12 protein-coding genes are annotated in these 16,351 nt (G+C 73.0%); 4 read left to right on the top strand and 8 right to left on the bottom strand.

The genetic code is table 11. The features are described 5' to 3' along the window. The first annotated feature begins 64 nt into the window (after positions 1 to 64). The 3 genes from wecB to WMF45_RS14390 all read left to right on the top strand — a co-directional run bounded on the left by wecB (position 65) and on the right by WMF45_RS14390 (position 3,635). On the top strand, positions 65 to 1,183 hold the full coding sequence (gene wecB, locus WMF45_RS14380; RefSeq protein WP_437535334.1) for a non-hydrolyzing UDP-N-acetylglucosamine 2-epimerase: 1,119 nt from the start codon (positions 65 to 67) through the stop codon (positions 1,181 to 1,183). A gap of 179 nt (positions 1,184 to 1,362) precedes the next feature. After that, positions 1,363 to 1,983: a pilin gene (locus WMF45_RS14385; protein WP_437717460.1), complete on the top strand. Its 621-nt coding sequence runs from the start codon at positions 1,363 to 1,365 to the stop codon at positions 1,981 to 1,983. Positions 1,984 to 1,994: 11 nt separating this feature from the next. Next, positions 1,995 to 3,635, top strand: coding sequence for a pentapeptide repeat-containing protein (locus tag WMF45_RS14390; RefSeq protein ID WP_437717461.1), 1,641 nt, complete (start codon positions 1,995 to 1,997; stop codon positions 3,633 to 3,635). 114 nt (positions 3,636 to 3,749) lie between these two features. Here the strand turns inward: WMF45_RS14390 and ptsP are convergent, their stop codons facing one another. The 3 genes from ptsP to dhaK are packed head-to-tail and all read right to left on the bottom strand — an operon-like array spanning position 3,750 to position 7,858. Beyond that, positions 3,750 to 6,197 carry a phosphoenolpyruvate--protein phosphotransferase gene (ptsP, locus tag WMF45_RS14395; RefSeq protein ID WP_437717462.1) on the bottom strand — a complete coding sequence of 816 codons (2,448 nt, stop codon included), beginning with the start codon at positions 6,195 to 6,197 and terminating at the stop codon, positions 3,750 to 3,752. Continuing rightward, positions 6,194 to 6,853 carry a dihydroxyacetone kinase subunit DhaL gene (gene dhaL / locus WMF45_RS14400; RefSeq protein WP_437717463.1) on the bottom strand — a complete coding sequence of 220 codons (660 nt, stop codon included), beginning with the start codon at positions 6,851 to 6,853 and terminating at the stop codon, positions 6,194 to 6,196. The genes ptsP and dhaL overlap by 4 nt, the downstream gene beginning before the upstream one ends. Before the next feature lie 3 nt (positions 6,854 to 6,856). Further along, entirely contained in the window at positions 6,857 to 7,858 is a 1,002-nt protein-coding gene (gene dhaK, locus WMF45_RS14405) for a dihydroxyacetone kinase subunit DhaK (RefSeq protein ID WP_437717464.1), read from the bottom strand. A 106-nt stretch (positions 7,859 to 7,964) separates the two neighbouring features. Between dhaK and WMF45_RS14410 the strand changes: the two genes are divergently transcribed. After that, entirely contained in the window at positions 7,965 to 8,708 is a 744-nt protein-coding gene (locus tag WMF45_RS14410) for a YqjF family protein (protein ID WP_437717465.1), read from the top strand. Positions 8,709 to 8,736: 28 nt separating this feature from the next. Here WMF45_RS14410 and WMF45_RS14415 read toward each other — a convergent pair whose 3' ends face one another. The 5 genes from WMF45_RS14415 to WMF45_RS14435 form a co-directional block, all read right to left on the bottom strand. Further along, positions 8,737 to 9,693 (bottom strand): YheT family hydrolase, encoded by a 957-nt coding sequence (locus WMF45_RS14415; protein ID WP_437717466.1) that lies wholly within the window; start codon positions 9,691 to 9,693, stop codon positions 8,737 to 8,739. A gap of 47 nt (positions 9,694 to 9,740) precedes the next feature. After that, the gene (locus tag WMF45_RS14420) at positions 9,741 to 11,540 is read right to left on the bottom strand and encodes an MXAN_6577-like cysteine-rich protein (protein ID WP_437717467.1); all 1,800 of its coding nucleotides are present in this window, start codon (positions 11,538 to 11,540) and stop codon (positions 9,741 to 9,743) included. 808 nt (positions 11,541 to 12,348) lie between these two features. Further along, positions 12,349 to 13,725: a hemolysin family protein gene (locus tag WMF45_RS14425; protein ID WP_437717468.1), complete on the bottom strand. Its 1,377-nt coding sequence runs from the start codon at positions 13,723 to 13,725 to the stop codon at positions 12,349 to 12,351. Positions 13,726 to 13,952: 227 nt separating this feature from the next. After that, on the bottom strand, positions 13,953 to 15,020 hold the full coding sequence (locus WMF45_RS14430) for a 3-deoxy-7-phosphoheptulonate synthase (protein ID WP_437717469.1): 1,068 nt from the start codon (positions 15,018 to 15,020) through the stop codon (positions 13,953 to 13,955). Between the two features lie 235 nt (positions 15,021 to 15,255). Next, entirely contained in the window at positions 15,256 to 16,050 is a 795-nt protein-coding gene (locus tag WMF45_RS14435) for an RNA polymerase sigma factor (protein WP_437717470.1), read from the bottom strand. Between the last annotated feature and the right edge of the window lie 301 nt (positions 16,051 to 16,351).

Below are 16,351 nucleotides of genomic sequence, written 5' to 3' on the forward strand. Positions count from 1 at the left end.
GCGCCCGCGGCTCCGTTAAAACGCTGGTGCTGCGCCGAGTACCACGGCATCATCCTCGGTCGAGATGATCTACCTCGTCGCCGCGACGCGCCCGAACTTCATGAAGCTCGCCCCCATCTGCCGCGCCCTCAAGGCGCGCCGTCTACCGATGCGGCTGCTCCACACGGGGCAGCACTTCGACACGACGATGAGCGATGTGTTCTTCCGGGATCTCGGCCTGCCGACGCCGGATCACACGCTCAAGGCAGGCGGCGGCTCGCACGCCCAGCAGACCGCGGCGGTCCTCGTCGGCGCCGAGGCCGACATGATCGAGCACCGGCCCAAGGTGGTTGTCGTCGTCGGGGACGTCACCAGCACGCTCGCGGGCGCGCTCGCGGCGTCCAAGCTCGGAATTCCCGTCGTCCACGTGGAGTCCGGGCTGCGCTCGCGCGACTGGACGATGCCCGAGGAGATCAACCGCATCCTCACCGACCAGCTCTCCGATCTCCTGCTCACCCCCTCTCACGACGCCCACCCCAACCTGCTCGCGGAGGGCATCCCGCCCGAGCGAATCCGGTTCGTCGGCAACGTGATGATCGACTCGGTCCACTACGCCCTCAAGCGCCAGACGGACGCGCTCTCGCGCTTCGGGCTCGAGCCGAAGAAGTACGCGATCGCGACGCTCCACCGCCCGGCCAACGTCGACAGCGCCGAGCGGCTCGCCGAGACGCTCGACGCGCTCGAGGCGATCGCGCAGCGCCTGCCGACCGTGTTCCCCGTCCACCCGCGCACCGTCGCCCGCGCCGAGTCGTTCGGGCTCTCGGCGCGCCTCCGCGAGACGAAGGGGCTCCGGATCATGGAGCCGCTCGGATACGACGATTTCGTGACCGTGATGGGCAATGCGCTGCTCGTCGCCACCGACTCCGGCGGCATCCAGGAAGAGACGACCGCGCTCGGGATCCCGTGCCTCACGATGCGTCAGGGCACCGAGCGGCCCATCACCGTGACGCAGGGCACGAACATCGTCGTCGGGCTCGACGCCGCGCTCATCGCGCGCGAGGTGGACGCCATCCTCGACGGCCGCGCCAAGCGAGGCTCCGTGCCTGAGGGATGGGACGGCAAGACCGGCGAGCGCATCGCCGATGCGCTGGAAGCGTTCCTCGCCGGGGATCCGCCGCCCAAGACCGCTGGCCCGCGCGCCTGAGCTCACCGCCCACCCGCGCTCACCGCGCAGCCACATCGCTTCTTCCGTGGCCTACGTGGGAGTCGCGTTGCCCGCACGACCACACTCCCCACAACCCCCGACCAAACAGCGTTCCATGGCCCGGAGCGCTCTGGGTTGTGCTTGTTTATCGATGAACAGCCCCGGTATATAGTTGTATCGTGGCAAGAAATTTTCGACCTGGCGTGGAGTGGGCGGCTCGAGGGCGAGGTCAACGAGGTTTCTCGCTCGTCGAGGTGATGGTCGCGGGCGGGGTCGTGGCGATCCTGGCCGCCCTGGGGACCCAGGGGGTGTCCAAGTACCTCGTGTTCGCCAAATCGGCCGAGGCCAAGCAGACGATCGGCGGCATCGCCAGGGCGGTCGTCGGTTCGGCCGAGCGCCTCCAGGCGATGTCGGGCACCACGGCGACCCAGCCGCTCTGCAGCGATGCGGTCACGGTGCCCAACGGGTTCTCTCGTGTCCAGGGGAAGAAATATCGGCCCGACCCCAGCCCGAATGTTGACTACAACACCGGCAGCCCGACCGTTGGCTGGAAGTGCCTCGCGTTCTCGATCAGCCACCCTCAGTCGTACCAGTATCGATATCGACTCGGCGGCTCTCCGATGCCCGTCTCCGTCAACCACTTTCCGGCGGATGTGCCGGAGGATCGCAGGTGGGCCGCCTATGCGCGAGGCGACCTCGACGGGGACAATATTCACGCGTGGTTCGCGCTGGACGGCTACATGAAGGACGGGCAGGTGGTGTTCGCCAGCACGATCGGCACCATCGACCCGGACGAGTAGGCGGCGCCGCCATGGACACCGCAGCTCTCCACACGCTCTTCGGTGCCCTCTCGTCGCGCCGCGGCGGCGAGAGCACCGCCATCGAGCTCCCCGGCGCGGACCTCGCGGCCGCGCACCTGCGCTGCGCCGACCTTCAGGGCGCGAACCTCGCGGGCGCGCGCCTCGACGGGGCCAAGCTCACCGGCGCGAACCTCGGGGGGGCGCGGCTCGACGCCGCGTCGCTCGTCAACGCCGACCTCACCGGGGCCGACCTGCGCTGGGCCGATCTCTCGGGGGCGCTGCTCGGCGGGGCGCTGCTCGCGGCCGCGGACCTGCGCGGGGCCAAGCTCCCGCGCTCGTTCTCCTCGGCGGGCTCGCTCGTGGGCGCGCGCGTCGATCCGTCGGCGTGCGCGCGATCCGGCTTCGACGAGGAGGCCATCCTGGCGCTGGCGAGCGCGGGCGCGTCGTTCGACGACGTCGCGTCGTTCCCTTCGCCGCTGCGCGACGCCCTCGCGAGCGCCGACGCGGTCCCCGAGAGCGCAGCGCGGAGCCGTCGCCCGGCGGCGCCGGACTCGCGGCGAATGGAGGCGGCGCCGGACTCGCGGCGGGGGGATGCGGCGCCGGACTCGCGGCGGGGGGATGCGGCGCCGGACTCGCGGCGGGGGGATGCGGCGCCGGACTCGCGGCGGGGGGATGCGGCGCCGGACTCGCGGCGGATGGATGCGGCGCCGGACTCGCGGCGGATGGAGGCGGCGTGGTCATCGCAACGGATCTCGGCGCCACCCGAGTCGCAGCGGATACCCGAGTCGCAGCGGATACCCGAGTCGCAGCGGATACCCACCGCGACCGACGTTCCCCGCCAGGGCGTGGCTGCCAGCGCCTCGCGCCGCGCTGCCGGTGAGCGCGAGCCTCCGGCGGTCCGCCGCGCCGCCGTGTCCGGTGGCCCTCGGAGGGCGCCGGACGCGCCCCAGCTCGCGCGGTCGACCGAGCTGCGCCTCGCGCTCGCCGGCGGCGCATTGCTCCTCGTCCTCGTGGCCGCCGTCGCTCTGGCGAAGATCCCTCCGCGCGGCCTCCTCCTGGCAGCGCACGCCGGCAGCGCGCTGGGCGCGGCGCTCTTGACGTTCGCGCTGCCTCTTGTCGGCACAGAACGCAACGCCCTGCGCTCCCTGGGCGCCCGCCTCGTGCTCGCCGCGTTCGCCGCGACGCTCGTCTACGGCCTCGATCCGTCGCGCCTCGCGGTCTTCCGGCTGCGCGCCACGCTCGCCTCGGGCGACGCCGCGCAACGGTCCACCGCCGTACGCCTCCTCGCGCGGAGCGGTCACCGCAGCTTCGACGGGCTGGATCTGTCGGGACTCGATCTCTCCCGCGCCGATCTCAGCCAGAGCAGCTTCCGGAGCGCGCGCCTCGCCGGGGCCGACCTCTCGGGCGCCGCGCTGATGGAGTCGACCTTCGGGACCGCCGATCTGACCGCTGCCAACCTCCGAGGTGCCGACCTCACCGGGACCGACGCCGAACAGGCGACCGGCTGGGAGCTCGCGGCGTGCGATGCGGCGACGGAGCTGCCCGAAGAAGGCGTGTGCCTGCTGGGACACCCGGCGCGGGCAAATCAGCCCTCGGGCGACACCGCCGCGCGCTCCGCGCACGAGGGCGCCGCGCCGGCGGGGGCGCTGTAGCGAGCGGCGTATCGACGGTCGCAGCCCGGAGCGCTCGCGAGGTCGGGCGCCGGACTGACCAGACGTCTGGCTGTTCCTGGCCAGGCGTCTGCCCGCTCCGTCACCGCACCGACGTCAGCCCGGACGCCGCGCCGCCGCGCGGGCTGCGCGGGCCGCCGCCGCGTCGTCGACCGCGAGCGCCTCCTCGGCGACGGCGGCGAGATCGGCGAACGAGGCGCCGGCGAGCGCGTCCTCCACCGCGTCGAACGCGGAGGCGCACATGCTGAGGCGCGTGATCCCGAGCCCGACGAGGAGCGGCGCGACGCCGGGATCGCCGGCGGCCTCGCCGCACACCGAGACCGGCCGCTTCGCGGCGTGCCCCGCCTCCACCACCCCGCGCACGAGCCGCAGCACGGCCGGGTGCGCCGGATCCGCGAGCGCGTGCAGCCGCGGGTGACCGCGCTCGGCCGCCAGCGTGTGCTGCGTCAGATCGTTGGTCCCGATGCTGAAGAAGTCGGCCTGGCGCGCGAGGCGCTCGGCCATGAGCGCCGCCGACGGCACCTCGACCATGATGCCCGTGGCCACGGGCCAGCGGTGCGCCGCGCCCGTCGCCGCGAGCGCCTCGTGCGCGCGCTCCAGCGCGGCGCGCACGGCGCTCACCTCCGCGGCGGTCGAGACCATCGGGACCAGCACCCGGATGTCATGGCCGCGCCCCGCGACAAGGATCGCGCGGAGCTGCGCCTCGAGCAGCGCCGGCCGCGCGAGGGAGAGGCGGACGCCGCGGACGCCCAGGCTGGGGTTCGCCTCCGCGTCGAGCTCGAGGTACGGCAGCGCCTTGTCCCCGCCGGCGTCGAGCGTGCGGACCACGATCGGAGCGCCGGCGAACGCCGCGAAGATCTCCGCGAGCAGCTCCGCCTGCTCGTCCTCGCCAGGCTCGTCCACGCGGTCCAGGAACAGCATCTCGGTGCGCAGGAGCCCGATCCCGAGGGCGCCTGCCGCGCGCGCGGCGCGCGCGTCCGAGGGGCCGGCCACGTTCGCCCAGAGCTCGACCTCGCGGCCGCAGGCGAGGCGCAACCGGCCGTCCCGGGCGCCTGGCGGCCGCCGTGACGCGCGGAGGGCCGCCTGCCGCCGCTCGAGCTCGATCGTGGTCGCGGGATCCGGGTCGAGCCACACCTCGCCGGTCGTCCCGTCGAGGCCGGCGCGCGCGCCGCCCGCGTCCGGCACCAGCGCCGCGGCCCCGGCGACCGCGGGGATGCCGGCGCTCCGCAGCAGGATGGCCGCGTGCGAGGTGGGACCGCCGCGCCGGTCGATGACGCCGAGCACCCGCCTCGTATCGAGCCGCGCGGCCTCCGACGGCGTGAGGTCCTCGGCCACGACGACGGCCGGCGGCCCGTCGGGCAGCACCGCCGCGGCGCCGCCGAGCAGGGCGCGCACCACGGCGTCGCCCACGTCGTGAACGTCGGCCTCGCGCGCCCGCAGGTACGGGTCGTCGAGCCGCCGGTAGATCGCGGCCGCCGCGTGGATCGCCTGGCGGAAGGCCCAGGCGGCGTTGCAGCGCTCCCGCTCGATCCGGGCGATCGCCTCGTCGACGAGCGCCGGGTCGCAGAGCAGCGCCTGATGCGCGTCGAGGATGTCGGTGCCGCGCAGCGCGCTGCCGAGGTCCTGCGCTGCCAGAACGAGCGCCCGCCGAAGCCGCTCGGCCTCGGCTGCAGGATCGTCGACCGTCGTCTCGGGGACCTCCGGCATCGACCGCACCAGCCGGACCATGGGGCCGAGCGCGACGCCGGGCGCGACGGGGATCGCGTGGCACGACGCGGGGGGCGCCGTGGGCGCGGCCGCCGGCGCGTCGCGCTGCAGGAGCGCAGCGAGCGCCTCGACCGCCTCGACCGCCTGCCGCCCGGTCGCGCGCACGCGCAGCACGTCGCCCCGGCGCGCCCCGAGGGACGCGAGCGCGATCAGGCTCGAGGCCGGCACCGGACCGCGCGCGGCCGTCACGTTCTCCAGGGTGATCGCCGCGTCGAAGGCCACCGCGCGCGTGATGAGCCGCGCGGCAGGGCGCGCGTGCAGGCCGCCCGGATCGGTGATCGCGAGCTCGACCGCCGCGGCCGGCGCGGCCGCATCGGTCGCGGCCGCCGACGCCGCCGCGGGGCGCTCCGCCTCGCCGAGCTGCTCGGCCTTGGGAACGAGCGCCTGCCGCGCCTCCGCGGCGACCTGATCGAGCGTGCCGCCCGCCGCGGCCCGCACGGCCGCCGCGACCGCCCCTTCCACGATCGGCCCGCCGGAGAGGCGCGTGCGCGCGGCGATGGCCGGATCGATGAGCTCGAGCGCCGTCTCGGCGCTCAGGATCGCGCCGCCGATGTCCATCAGCACGACGGCGCCGGCCGGCCCGCAGACGCGCTCGAGCGCCGCGGCGATCGCGGTCGCGTCGGTGCCGAGCTCCGCGCCGCCGTCGCCCGCGCCCGCCGCGCACGCGATGGCGACCGCTTCGCCGGTCATCTGGCGGGCCAGCGCCTCGGTGGCCTCGGCGAGCTCCCGGCTGTGCGAGACCAGGACGAGCCCGACGCGGCCCGCCGCCCCGCTCATACGCCTGCCGTCGCGGCCAGGCTCCGCAGCAAGAGCGAACACGACGCGGCGCCGGGGTCCTGGTGCCCAGCGCTGCGCTCACCGAGGTAGCTCGCCCGGCCCTTGCGAGCGATGAGCGGCACGGTCGCGAGCGCGCCGGCCTGCGCCGCCTCGGCGGCGCGAGCGAGCCCGTCCATGAGCGGGGAGCGCGCCGGCTCGCCCGTGGGCGCCGGCGCGCTCAGCGCGGCCTTGAGCGCGTCGACCGCAGGGGAGAGCGCGTCGACCATCGTCTTGTCGCCGGGCGACGCCTTGCCTCGCCGCCTCACGCCGTCGAGGCCCGCCTCGAGGCACCCGGCCAGGGCCGCGAGATCGAGCGCCGCGGCGCCGGCCGCCCGCTGGCCCGCGTCGCGGAACAGCGTGCCGTAGAGCGGGCCGCTCGCCCCGCCGACGGTCGACAGCAAGATCATCCCGACGCCCTTCAGCAGCGCGCCGACGTCGCCGTGATCGAGGCTGCCGAGCCGGACGCGCGCCGCCGTGAAGCCGCGCGCCATGTTGGTGCCGTGGTCGCTGTCGCCGATCGCCGCGTCGAGCTCGGTCAGGAGCACCTTCTCGCGCTCCATGACGTCGGCCGCGCGCTCGATCCACGCCGCGATGTGCGCGCCGTTCAAGGCGTCCATGGCTCAGGCCCCCCAGCGCAGCGCCGGCGTGTGCACCGGCGCGTCCCACCAGCGGAGCATCTCGTCGTCGAGCTTGAGCAGGGTCGCCGACGCGCCGGCCATCTCGAGCGACGTGATGTACGACCCTACGAGGGTGCGCGCGACCTTGAGGCCGCGGCCCTGCGCGATCGCGCGCGCCTTGCGGTACACGACGTAGAGCTCGAGGAGCGGCGTCCCGCCCATGCCGTTGACGAACAGCAGCACGTCGTCGCCCGGCTCGAACGGCAGGTCGTCGAGGATCGGCTGCATCAGCATCTCGGCCACCCGGTCGGCCGGCTCCAGCTTGGCCCGCCGCCGGCCGGGCTCACCGTGGATGCCGATGCCGACCTCCATCTCGCCCGGGCCGAGCTCGAACGACGGCTTGCCGGCGTGCGGCACCGTGCAGGCGGAGAGCGCGACCCCCATGCTGCGGCCGCGCGCGTTGACCCGTCGGCCGAGCGCCGCCACCTCCTCGAGCGGGCGGCCCGCCTCGGCGGCGCCGCCGCAGATCTTCTCGACGAGGACGGTCGTCCCCACGCCGCGCCGTCCGGCCGTGTACAGGCTGTCCTCGACCGCCACGTCGTCGTTCACGAGCACGCCCTCCACCGGGATTCCCGCCTCGCGCGCGAGCTCGGCGGCCATCTCGAAGTTCATCACGTCACCGGTGTAGTTCTTGATGATGTGGAGCACGCCGGCGTCGCCGTCGACTGCCCGGGTCGCTTCGAAGATCTGGTCGGGCGTCGGGCTCGTGAACACGGCGCCGGGGCAGGCGGCGTCGAGCATGCCGCGCCCGACGAACCCGGCGTGCAGCGGCTCGTGCCCGCTGCCGCCGCCGGAGAGGAGCGCGACCTTTCCCTTGCCCTTCGCCTCCGCGCGCGTGACGAAGCGCGGCGCGGCGTTCACCCGGAGGAGCTCGGCGTGCGCGAGCGCCATCCCCTCGAGCGCCTCATCGACGAGATCGTCCGGCGCATTGATGAGCTTCTTCATCCTGCCTCCGCTCCGTACCCGTTCGGCCCGCGCGCAGGATATCCCCATGCCATTGCCCGCCGCGAGAGGAGATCTTCTGACCGCGCCGTCCTATGATGAGGTCGCCGTGGATCGAATCGCCCCCACGCTCCGCCCCCCTGGCCGCCCGGCAGGCTTCCAGCGCTGGAGAGAGCTGCTCTTCCTGCACTGGGAGACGCCGATCGCCGCGCTGCGCGCCGTCGTGCCGCCTGCGCTCGAACTCGACACCTTCGAGGGCAGGGCCTACGTCGGCGTCGTCGCCTTCACCATGCGCGACGTCAGCCCCTGGTGGTCGCCGAGCGTGCCCGGGATCTCGAACTTCCACGAGCTCAACGTCCGCACCTACGTTCACCAGGAGGGGCGAGCGCCGGGCGTCTGGTTCTTCAGCCTGGACGCGGCCAAGGCGATCGCGGTCGTCGCGGCCCGGGTCGGCTGGCACCTGCCCTATCACCACGCCTCGATGGAACTCGAATCGAGGGACGGGGAGGTCCGTTACCGCAGCGAGCGGCGCTGGCCGGGCCCCGTGCCCGCGCGCTTCGAGGCGCGTTATCGCGTCGGCGCGGCGATCGACGGCGGCGCCGCGGCGCCGGGGACCTTCGAGCACTTCCTGGCCGAGCGTTACCTGCTGTTCGCCGCGAGCGGCGGCGCGCTCAGGATCGGGCAGGTGCACCACGCGCCCTATCCGCTCCGCCGGGCCGAGGTGACCCACGTCGAGGAGAGCGTCGTCGCCGCGGCCGGCCTGCCCGCCCCGGCGGGAGCGCCGCACGTGCTCTATAGCCCGGGCGTGGACGTCGACGTCTACGCGCTGACGCCCGCCGCGCCGCGCGGGTGACGCCGCCGCGCCGCGGCCGCGCACGCGCTCAATGCCTCGTGAGCCAGTGGATGACCTGGGACTCGAGGCCCGGCGCCGCCCCGAACCCGAGGCTCAGCGTCCGCGGGAAGCCCACGTGCCCGCCGTGCCGGAGCCACTGCACGTCGAGCAGCGGCGAGCGCGGGCAGGCCTCGATCGCCGGCCGCACCGTGTCGAGCGGCACCATCGGATCGGCCTCCGCCGCGACGATCAGCGACGGGACGTCGATGTCGCGGAGGCGCGGGGCGGCGCTCTCGCTCGCATAGTAGGCCTCCGCGCTCTGGTAGCCGAAGCGTCGCGTCATGATGCGCCGGTCCCATTCGCGGATCGTGCGAATGGCGAGCGCCTCGTCGAGGGGCACGGGCACGGCGCGGCGCGAGGCGACGGCGGTGTACATCTCCTTCAGCCCGGCCATCACGTGCCTGCGGTAAACCCACCGTTCGGGCTGATCGATGGCGGCCACGGCTCGCTCCAGGTCGAGCGGCGGGCAGACGGCCGCCACGGCGTGGACGCGCCCGTCGAGCGAGCCCGACGCCGCGTAACGGAGGGCGATATGCCCGCCAAGCGAGTAGCCGAGCACGAGCACGCGCTCGTACCGGTCGAGCTCGGGGGAGGTGATGGCGGCGTGGAGATCGGAGAACAGGCCAGCGTGGTAGATGTCGTCTCCGTCGCCCCCGGCGCCGCGCAGGTTGATGCGCAGGCAGGCGAGCCCGGCGCGCTCGGCCGTCAGGGCGGCCTCGACCACATAATAACTCTCGCTCGTACCGCCGAGCCCGTGGACGACGACGAGGATCGAGCCCGCGTCATCTCGATGGCGGACCCTGCCGAGCAGCCGGACGGGCCCGGCAGGAGTCTCATCGACGTGGACCGAGAAGGGGGAAGACGGCGCGAGCCGCGGGGCGCGAATCTGATGCTTGAGCCAGGGAGCGACCGTCCAGAAGTGGCCGTGGAGGATGCGCTGCATCATCCCGTTCGTAACACGGGCGACGCAGCGTTTCTATTTCACCCGCCCGCTCAGCGGCACACGACCTCCGGCGAGCCGCTGCAATCGTTCCGGCACACGTCGCAGAGGGCGCACTGGAGCATCGCGTCGTAGAGGGCCGCGCTGGCCGGGTCTGCCGTCCTGCAGGCCTCCTTGCAGGCGGCCGTGTCGCACGTACGGAAGCAGCTTATGTACTCCAGGCACAGCGTGCTTGCCGTGCACGCCGAGAGCTCGTCCTCGCAGCTGCTCTCGAACGCGCACCGGATGCACCCCGAGCTGCCGTCGCCGCAGGTGCCCGAGCCGTCGCATACCGGCGGCGGGACGGCCCGCTTCACGTGGAGCGTGAACGCGCCGTCGCTGGTGTCGTTCGAGCCGTCCACCACGATCACGACGGTCTGACCCGCCGCGAGCGTCACCGTGACCTCCGACTGCGCGACGTCCGTGTCGTCGTTGCACGCGAGCTGAGTCCCCCCGCAGGTCGCGTCGTGCACGTGGAGCATCGTGTCGAACGCCGATCCGAACGTATCGAAGGTGTAGTCGCCCGCGACCGGCGCCGTGAACGCGTATCCCGCGTCGGGGCTGCCCGATTGGCGGCAGGCCGGCGTCACGGTCGGCCGCACGCTGTTGGGTCGGCCGATCGTGCTGCCGGTGATCGTCTGCGGCACCGACGAGGCGAGGGTCCCCGCCGGGCAGCTCGGCGCGCTCGCCCGCGTCACGCTCAGCTCGAAGGTGCCCGCCTGGCCCTCCGCGCCGTCGACCACGATGTAGACGGTCTGGCCCATGGCCAGGTCGGCCGTGATGACCGCGCTCGGGTCGGCGCTGCACGCGAGCTCGGAGCAGCCCGTCGCGTCGAGGAGGGCGAGGACGACGCTGTAGCCGGAGTTCGTGCTGTCGAACGAGTAGACGCCCGCGGTCGCCGCGGTGAACGAGTAGATGCGCTCGCCCGCGCTCGTGGCGGAGCACGTCGGGGAATACGTGTTCGCCTGGCCCGCGGTCGTGCCGTTGACGATCTGCGGCACGGCGCTGCCGAGATCGTTGCCGGGGCTCACCGTGCACGCGCACGCCCCGGCCTGGCAGACCTGCGAGGCGTTGCACGCGGCGCCGCACTCGCCGCAATGATCGGCGTTGGTCTGGAGGTCGACGCAGACATCGACGCCGCGGCAGGCCGTGAGCCCGGAGCCGCAGCCGTCCCGGCATTCGCCGGCGACGCACGTCTGGTCGTTCGTGCACATGGTGCCGCACGCGCCGCAATTCCCGGCGTCGTTCCGGAGGTTGACGCAGGCGCCGTCGCAGTCGGTGAGCCCCGTCGAGCACTCGCCGTCCTGGCACTCGCCGGACTCGCAGGTCTGGCCGTCCGTGCACGCGGCGCCGCACTCGCCGCAGTTGTCCGGATCGGACGTGACGTCGACGCACGTGCCGCCGCACTCGGTGCGCCCCGCGGGGCAGCCGCCCTCGTCCTGGCACGCGCCGGCCTCGCAGGTCTGCCCCTCGTCGCAGGCGTTGTTACAGCGGCCGCAGTTCGCCTCGTCGCTCTGGGTGTCGACGCAGCTGTCGCCGCACGACGCGAGGCCGTCGTCGCACGCGGCCACGTCCACGCACTCGCCGTCGCGGCAGGTCTGATCGCTGCCGCACGCCGTGCCGCACGCGCCGCAGTGGCTCGTGCTCGTGCCCGTGTTGATACAGTTGCCGTCGCACTCCGTCTCCGGCGCGACGCACGCGCTCGTGCTGGGGCCGCCGTCCGAACACGATGCCACCGAGGCGAGCGCCGCCGCAGCGAGCCAGAGCAGGGTATACGTCGGCGCGAGCCTGAAGCGCGATTTGAGCTTTTCCATGAACCTTCCCTCGGCAGAGTCGCCGACGACGGGGGTCGTAACGCGGAGCTACCGGGAGGATACGACGATGGCCTTCCAGGATGTCAATCCTTGCAGCCTGAATCCAGCGCGTGGATCGTCGGTCGTCGTCTGCGCCGGCGCTCGCGCGCGCCCCATTTTGCCACCGTCACACACCTTGACCACAGGGTGCGCTGCTCGGGCTGGCCTGGCCTGGCCTGGCGGCGCGTGACCAGGCCGCCAGCCCGCGCCGGCGCTCTCCGGAGGGAAGGGAGGCAGCGCGGATTGCCCTGGCGCGGGAGGCGGTCCACGGATGGATGGCGCGCGCGAGGGCCTGCCATGACGCAACCGCTCCTGTCACCGACCGATTTCCCCCTCGGATCAAGTACATCATCGGAAACGAGCGGCGCGAGCGCTTCAGCTTTTACGGGATGAAGAACACCTTAACGTTCTTCATGATCAACACCATGTTGATCCACGAGCATGTGGCCGAGGCCAATGACCACCTGTTCGTGAGCGCCTGCTATTACCCCGAAGACGCTGGAGTGGTGGGGGCCGAGGGTGGCTTTCGGGATCCCGGGCGCGCTCATGTTCATCGCGACGCTCGTGTTCCGGACAGGGCGCGACCGGGTCGCCGGCGCCGCGGCGCTCGACGTGTTCACGGGCGCGCTTCAATACCTCTTCTTCGCGGCGCTCATCCCGATCGCGGCCGTCGTCTTCGGCCTCCTCGCCCGGCGCTACGTGGTGGTCGACCACTTCCAGCGGAGGCCCCGGGCGCGCCCGTCCCTGCGTCCTGACGGGTCGCGCCGGTTCAGCCGTCGCCGCGCCGCTCGTCGTCCTCGGGCTCGCTCGGATGCGCGGGCGGGATGCGGACCCGCACCGTGCGGATCTGCCGCGGGCTCGCGTCGACGATGTGGAGCTCCGCCCCGTCCGGGGTCGTCACGACGTCGCCGGGCGCGGGGATGCGCCGGGCGAGCCCAAGGCAGAGCCCCGCGACCGTCGACCAGCGGACGTCGTCCGGCAGCGCGATCGCGAGCTGCCGGCTGACCTCGTGGACCGGCATGTCGCCGGGCACGAGCGCCGACCCGTCCGGCTCGCGCCGGATCGTCTCTGCGTGGGGCGGGTGCGCCTCGTTCTCGGCGAAGATCTCGCCGACGAGCTCCTCGACGAGGTCCTCCATCGTGATGATGCCGATCATGCCGCCCTGCTCGTCCACGACCACGGCGAGCTGGAGCCGGCGCCGCTTCAGCTCGGCGAGGAGATCGACGGCCGGCATCGACCCGACGACGAAGTACGCCGGGCGCAGGATGCTCTCCAGCGAGAACTGCCCGTCGCCCCACAGGAGCGCGAGCACCTCCGGCATCGTGACGTAGCCGATCACGTTGTCGTTCGACCCCTCGTAGACCGGCATCCGCGTGTGGCCGTGCTCCAGCACGGCGCGCTGCACCTCCGGGGCGGCCGCGTCGCGCGGGAGCGCCACGACGCGGCCGCGGGGGAGCATCACCTGGAGCGCGGTGAGCCAGGCGAAATCGATGGCGCGGGACGCGATCTCGCCGGCGCGCTTGTCGACCGAGCCCGCCTCGGCGGCCTCGTCGACGATCTGCTGGATCTCCTCGGGGGAGAGGCGCGCCTCGACGAAGTTCGTGCGGTCGCCGAAGAGCCTCAGCACCAGGTTGGAGCTGGCGGTGAGCAGCCAGACGAGCGGGCGGGCGAGCGACGAGAGCCCGCGGAGCGGCGGGCCGACGAGCATCGCGTACCGCTCGGAGGCGCGGAGCGCGAGCGACTTCGGGACGAGCTCGCCGAGGACGAGCGACAGGAAGGAGACGAGCGCGACCACCGCGGCGAACGCGAGCTCGTCCGCCGCGTCCCCGACCCACGGCACCGCGCGGAGGACCGGCGCGAGGTCCTTCGCGAGGGTCGACCCGCCGAAGGCGCTCGCGGTCGCGCCGACGACGGTGATGCCGATCTGCACGGTGGCGAGGAAGCGCTCCGGGTTGCCCCGCAAGCGCTTCACCGCCCACGCCCGGCGGCTCCCCGACTGCACGAGCTGGTCGAGCCGCGTCTTGCGGACCGTGACGATCGCGATCTCGGCGCCCGAGAAGACGCCGTTCACGAGCACGAGGGCCAGGATGATGAGGATTTCCGAGAGAATGGAGGCTCCCTCCGCGGCGTTCCCGGGTGCAGGCATAGCGTGTCGCTCGCCCGGACGGCAGCGGCGCCGGGCCCGCGGCGCACGAAACCCAGGCGGCCGTGGCTGCAGCGTGCCGCGGGCCGTGAATTACGCTCATGATGAAATTTTCTGAAGGGATCCGCCAGGCGCGGCGGTCGGCGCGTCGCCAGGCGCGGCGCCGTCACGCACGGCCGCCGTCACGCACGGCCGCCGTCACGCACGGCCGCAGGCGCTGCGCGGAGGGCTCACGCCGCCTTGCTGGCTCGCCGGTCCCGCACCGCCTGCGCGAGCAGCTCGAGCACCGGAACGGTGTCGTTCCAGCCGAGGCAGGCGTCGGTGATGCTCTGGCCGTAGGTGGGGAGCTTGCCCGGCGCGAGATCCTGCCGGCCTCCCACGAGGTGGCTCTCGATCATCACGCCGAGGATGTCCCGCGAGCCCGAGCGCAGCTGGTCGGCCAGGCTCTCGGCCACGATCCTCTGGCGCGACGGATCCTTCTGGCTGTTGCCGTGGCTGCAGTCGACCATCAGCCGGCGCGGCAGGCCTGCCTTGGTCAGGCGGTCGGCCGCCTCGCGGACGTGCTCGGCCGCGTAGTTGGGCCCGCGCTGCGAGCCGCGCAGGATCACGTGACACGACGCGTTGCCGCGCGTCGCCACGATCGCCGAGATCCCCTGCTTCGTCACGGAGAGGAAATGGTGCGCCTCGCGCGCGGCCCGCACGGCGTCGACCGCGATCTGGACGTCGCCCTCGGTGCTGTTCTTGAAGCCCACGGGGCACGAGAGCCCGGAGGCGAGCTCGCGGTGGATCTGGCTCTCGGTCGTGCGCGCGCCGATCGCGCCCCAGGAGATGAAATCCGCGATGAACTGCGGCGAGATCGTGTCCAGGAACTCGGTCGCGCTCGCCAGCCCGAGCTCGGCGATGTCGCGGAGCAGCCCGCGGGCGACGCGGAGCCCCTTGTTGATCGAGAAGCTCCCGTCGAGGTCGGGATCGTTGATCAGCCCCTTCCAGCCGACCGTGGTGCGCGGCTTCTCGAAGTACACGCGCATGACCACGAGCAGATCGTCGCTCAGCCGGTCGCGCGCCTCCCGGAGCTGCGCGGCGTACTCCAGGGCGGCCTTGGGGTCGTGGATGGAGCAGGGGCCCACCACCACGATGATCCGGTCGTCGTCGCCCGAGATCACGCGCTCGGCGGCCTTGCGCGTGAAGGCCACGGTCTCGGAGGCCGCGGGGCTGACGGGGATCTCTTCGATAAGGATCGCGGGGGGGATCAAGGGCCTGAGCCCTGCAATACGAAGGTCGTCGGTCGAGTAGTACATCGTTGAGGCTCCAGCATAGCGCGACGACATACGCCCCGACTACCCGCGCGTGGGCCGGAGGCGCTTTCTGGTCGCTGTACGGCGCCCCGTACTCCCTCCCGTACGGCTTGCGATCGGCCTGAAGATTTGTCTCGCAGGCGCGGGCGGGCTATCGGGTCACGGGGGGCCGTCGGATCCGGGGGGACGCTGGCGTTCGCGCGAGCGCTGGCCCGAACGCGCTGGCGGCCTCCGCCGGTCATAAGCGCGCTGGCGAGTGCGCCCGCTCCCCGCCCGGTCGCCGCAGGAACGGGGTGCCCTTCGGCTGCGCGCGGCAGTGCGCCGCCGGCCGCTTCGTGCCCGCTGTGGGCGAGCGGACGGGTCGCTCCGCAAGCGCCGTCCGGCGTGGGGGGTTCACCGAGCGTGCGGCGCTCGCCGAGCGCGCCGCCTCGGTGACGTCGCTCGCGGTCGGTCGCGGCGGTCGGCGCTGCCTGCGCTCCGCGCGGGGCTCCTCGAGCAGCGCGCGCAGGGACGCGAGCGCGCGCGTGCGCCACTTGTACGCCGTCGACAGCGGGATCCCGTGTTGTTCGGCGACCGTCGCCATCGGCACGCCTTCGATGTCGTGCGCGATGAGGATCTGCTGCTCCTCGGCCTGCAGCGATCTGAGCCGCGAGAGGATGAGGGAGCGCGTCTGCTCTGCGTCGATCTGCTCCTCGGCGTTCGGGCGCTCGTCGGCGACGCGGCGCGGGGCGTGGCCGGAGGACAGCTCTTCGCGCCGGTGGTGCGCGCGGTCGCGGTAGTGGGCGGCCACGTGGACCGTGATCCTGTTGAGCCACCGCTCCGGTCGCGCGCGGAGCGGGTCGTACGACGGGAAGCTCTGGTATCCGGCGAGGAACACATCCTGGAGGATGTCTCGCCGATCACGGCGTGGGACCCCGAGCCGCCTAAGCCAATTCCATACGGAGTCGTAGGTCTTCCCCCGAAAGAGCCGGACGAAGGCCCGCTGTCTATCCAGCGGCATCGACGGTGCGAGAGTGCGATGCGGTTGTCCCATGCTCGCTTAATTAGGAGGAGCTGATCTCCCATCTCAAAAAAAAGCCATCGGCTCTGAAAAATGATCTTCTGTGCGCGCGCGATCCCCTGCATCTCGCCCCCAGGCGCCGAGGACGGGAGAGCAGGGCTCTGCGGCGGCTGCGCTGGTGAAGGTATCCTGTGCAGGGGAGCAGCACTGAAGTCGTTGGGAACTGAACGGGGGAATCGCTCTCGACGAGCTCTCGGTTGCGCGTGCTGCGGCGGCTCGGAGAGAAGAGGCGGACGAGAGGTCGAGAGGGGCCAGAGCTCCACGCTCTCTCGGT

It is taken from the genome of Sorangium sp. So ce448 (assembly GCF_051520915.1).
Classification (GTDB): Bacteria; Myxococcota_A; Polyangia; order Polyangiales; family Polyangiaceae; genus Sorangium; species Sorangium cellulosum_B.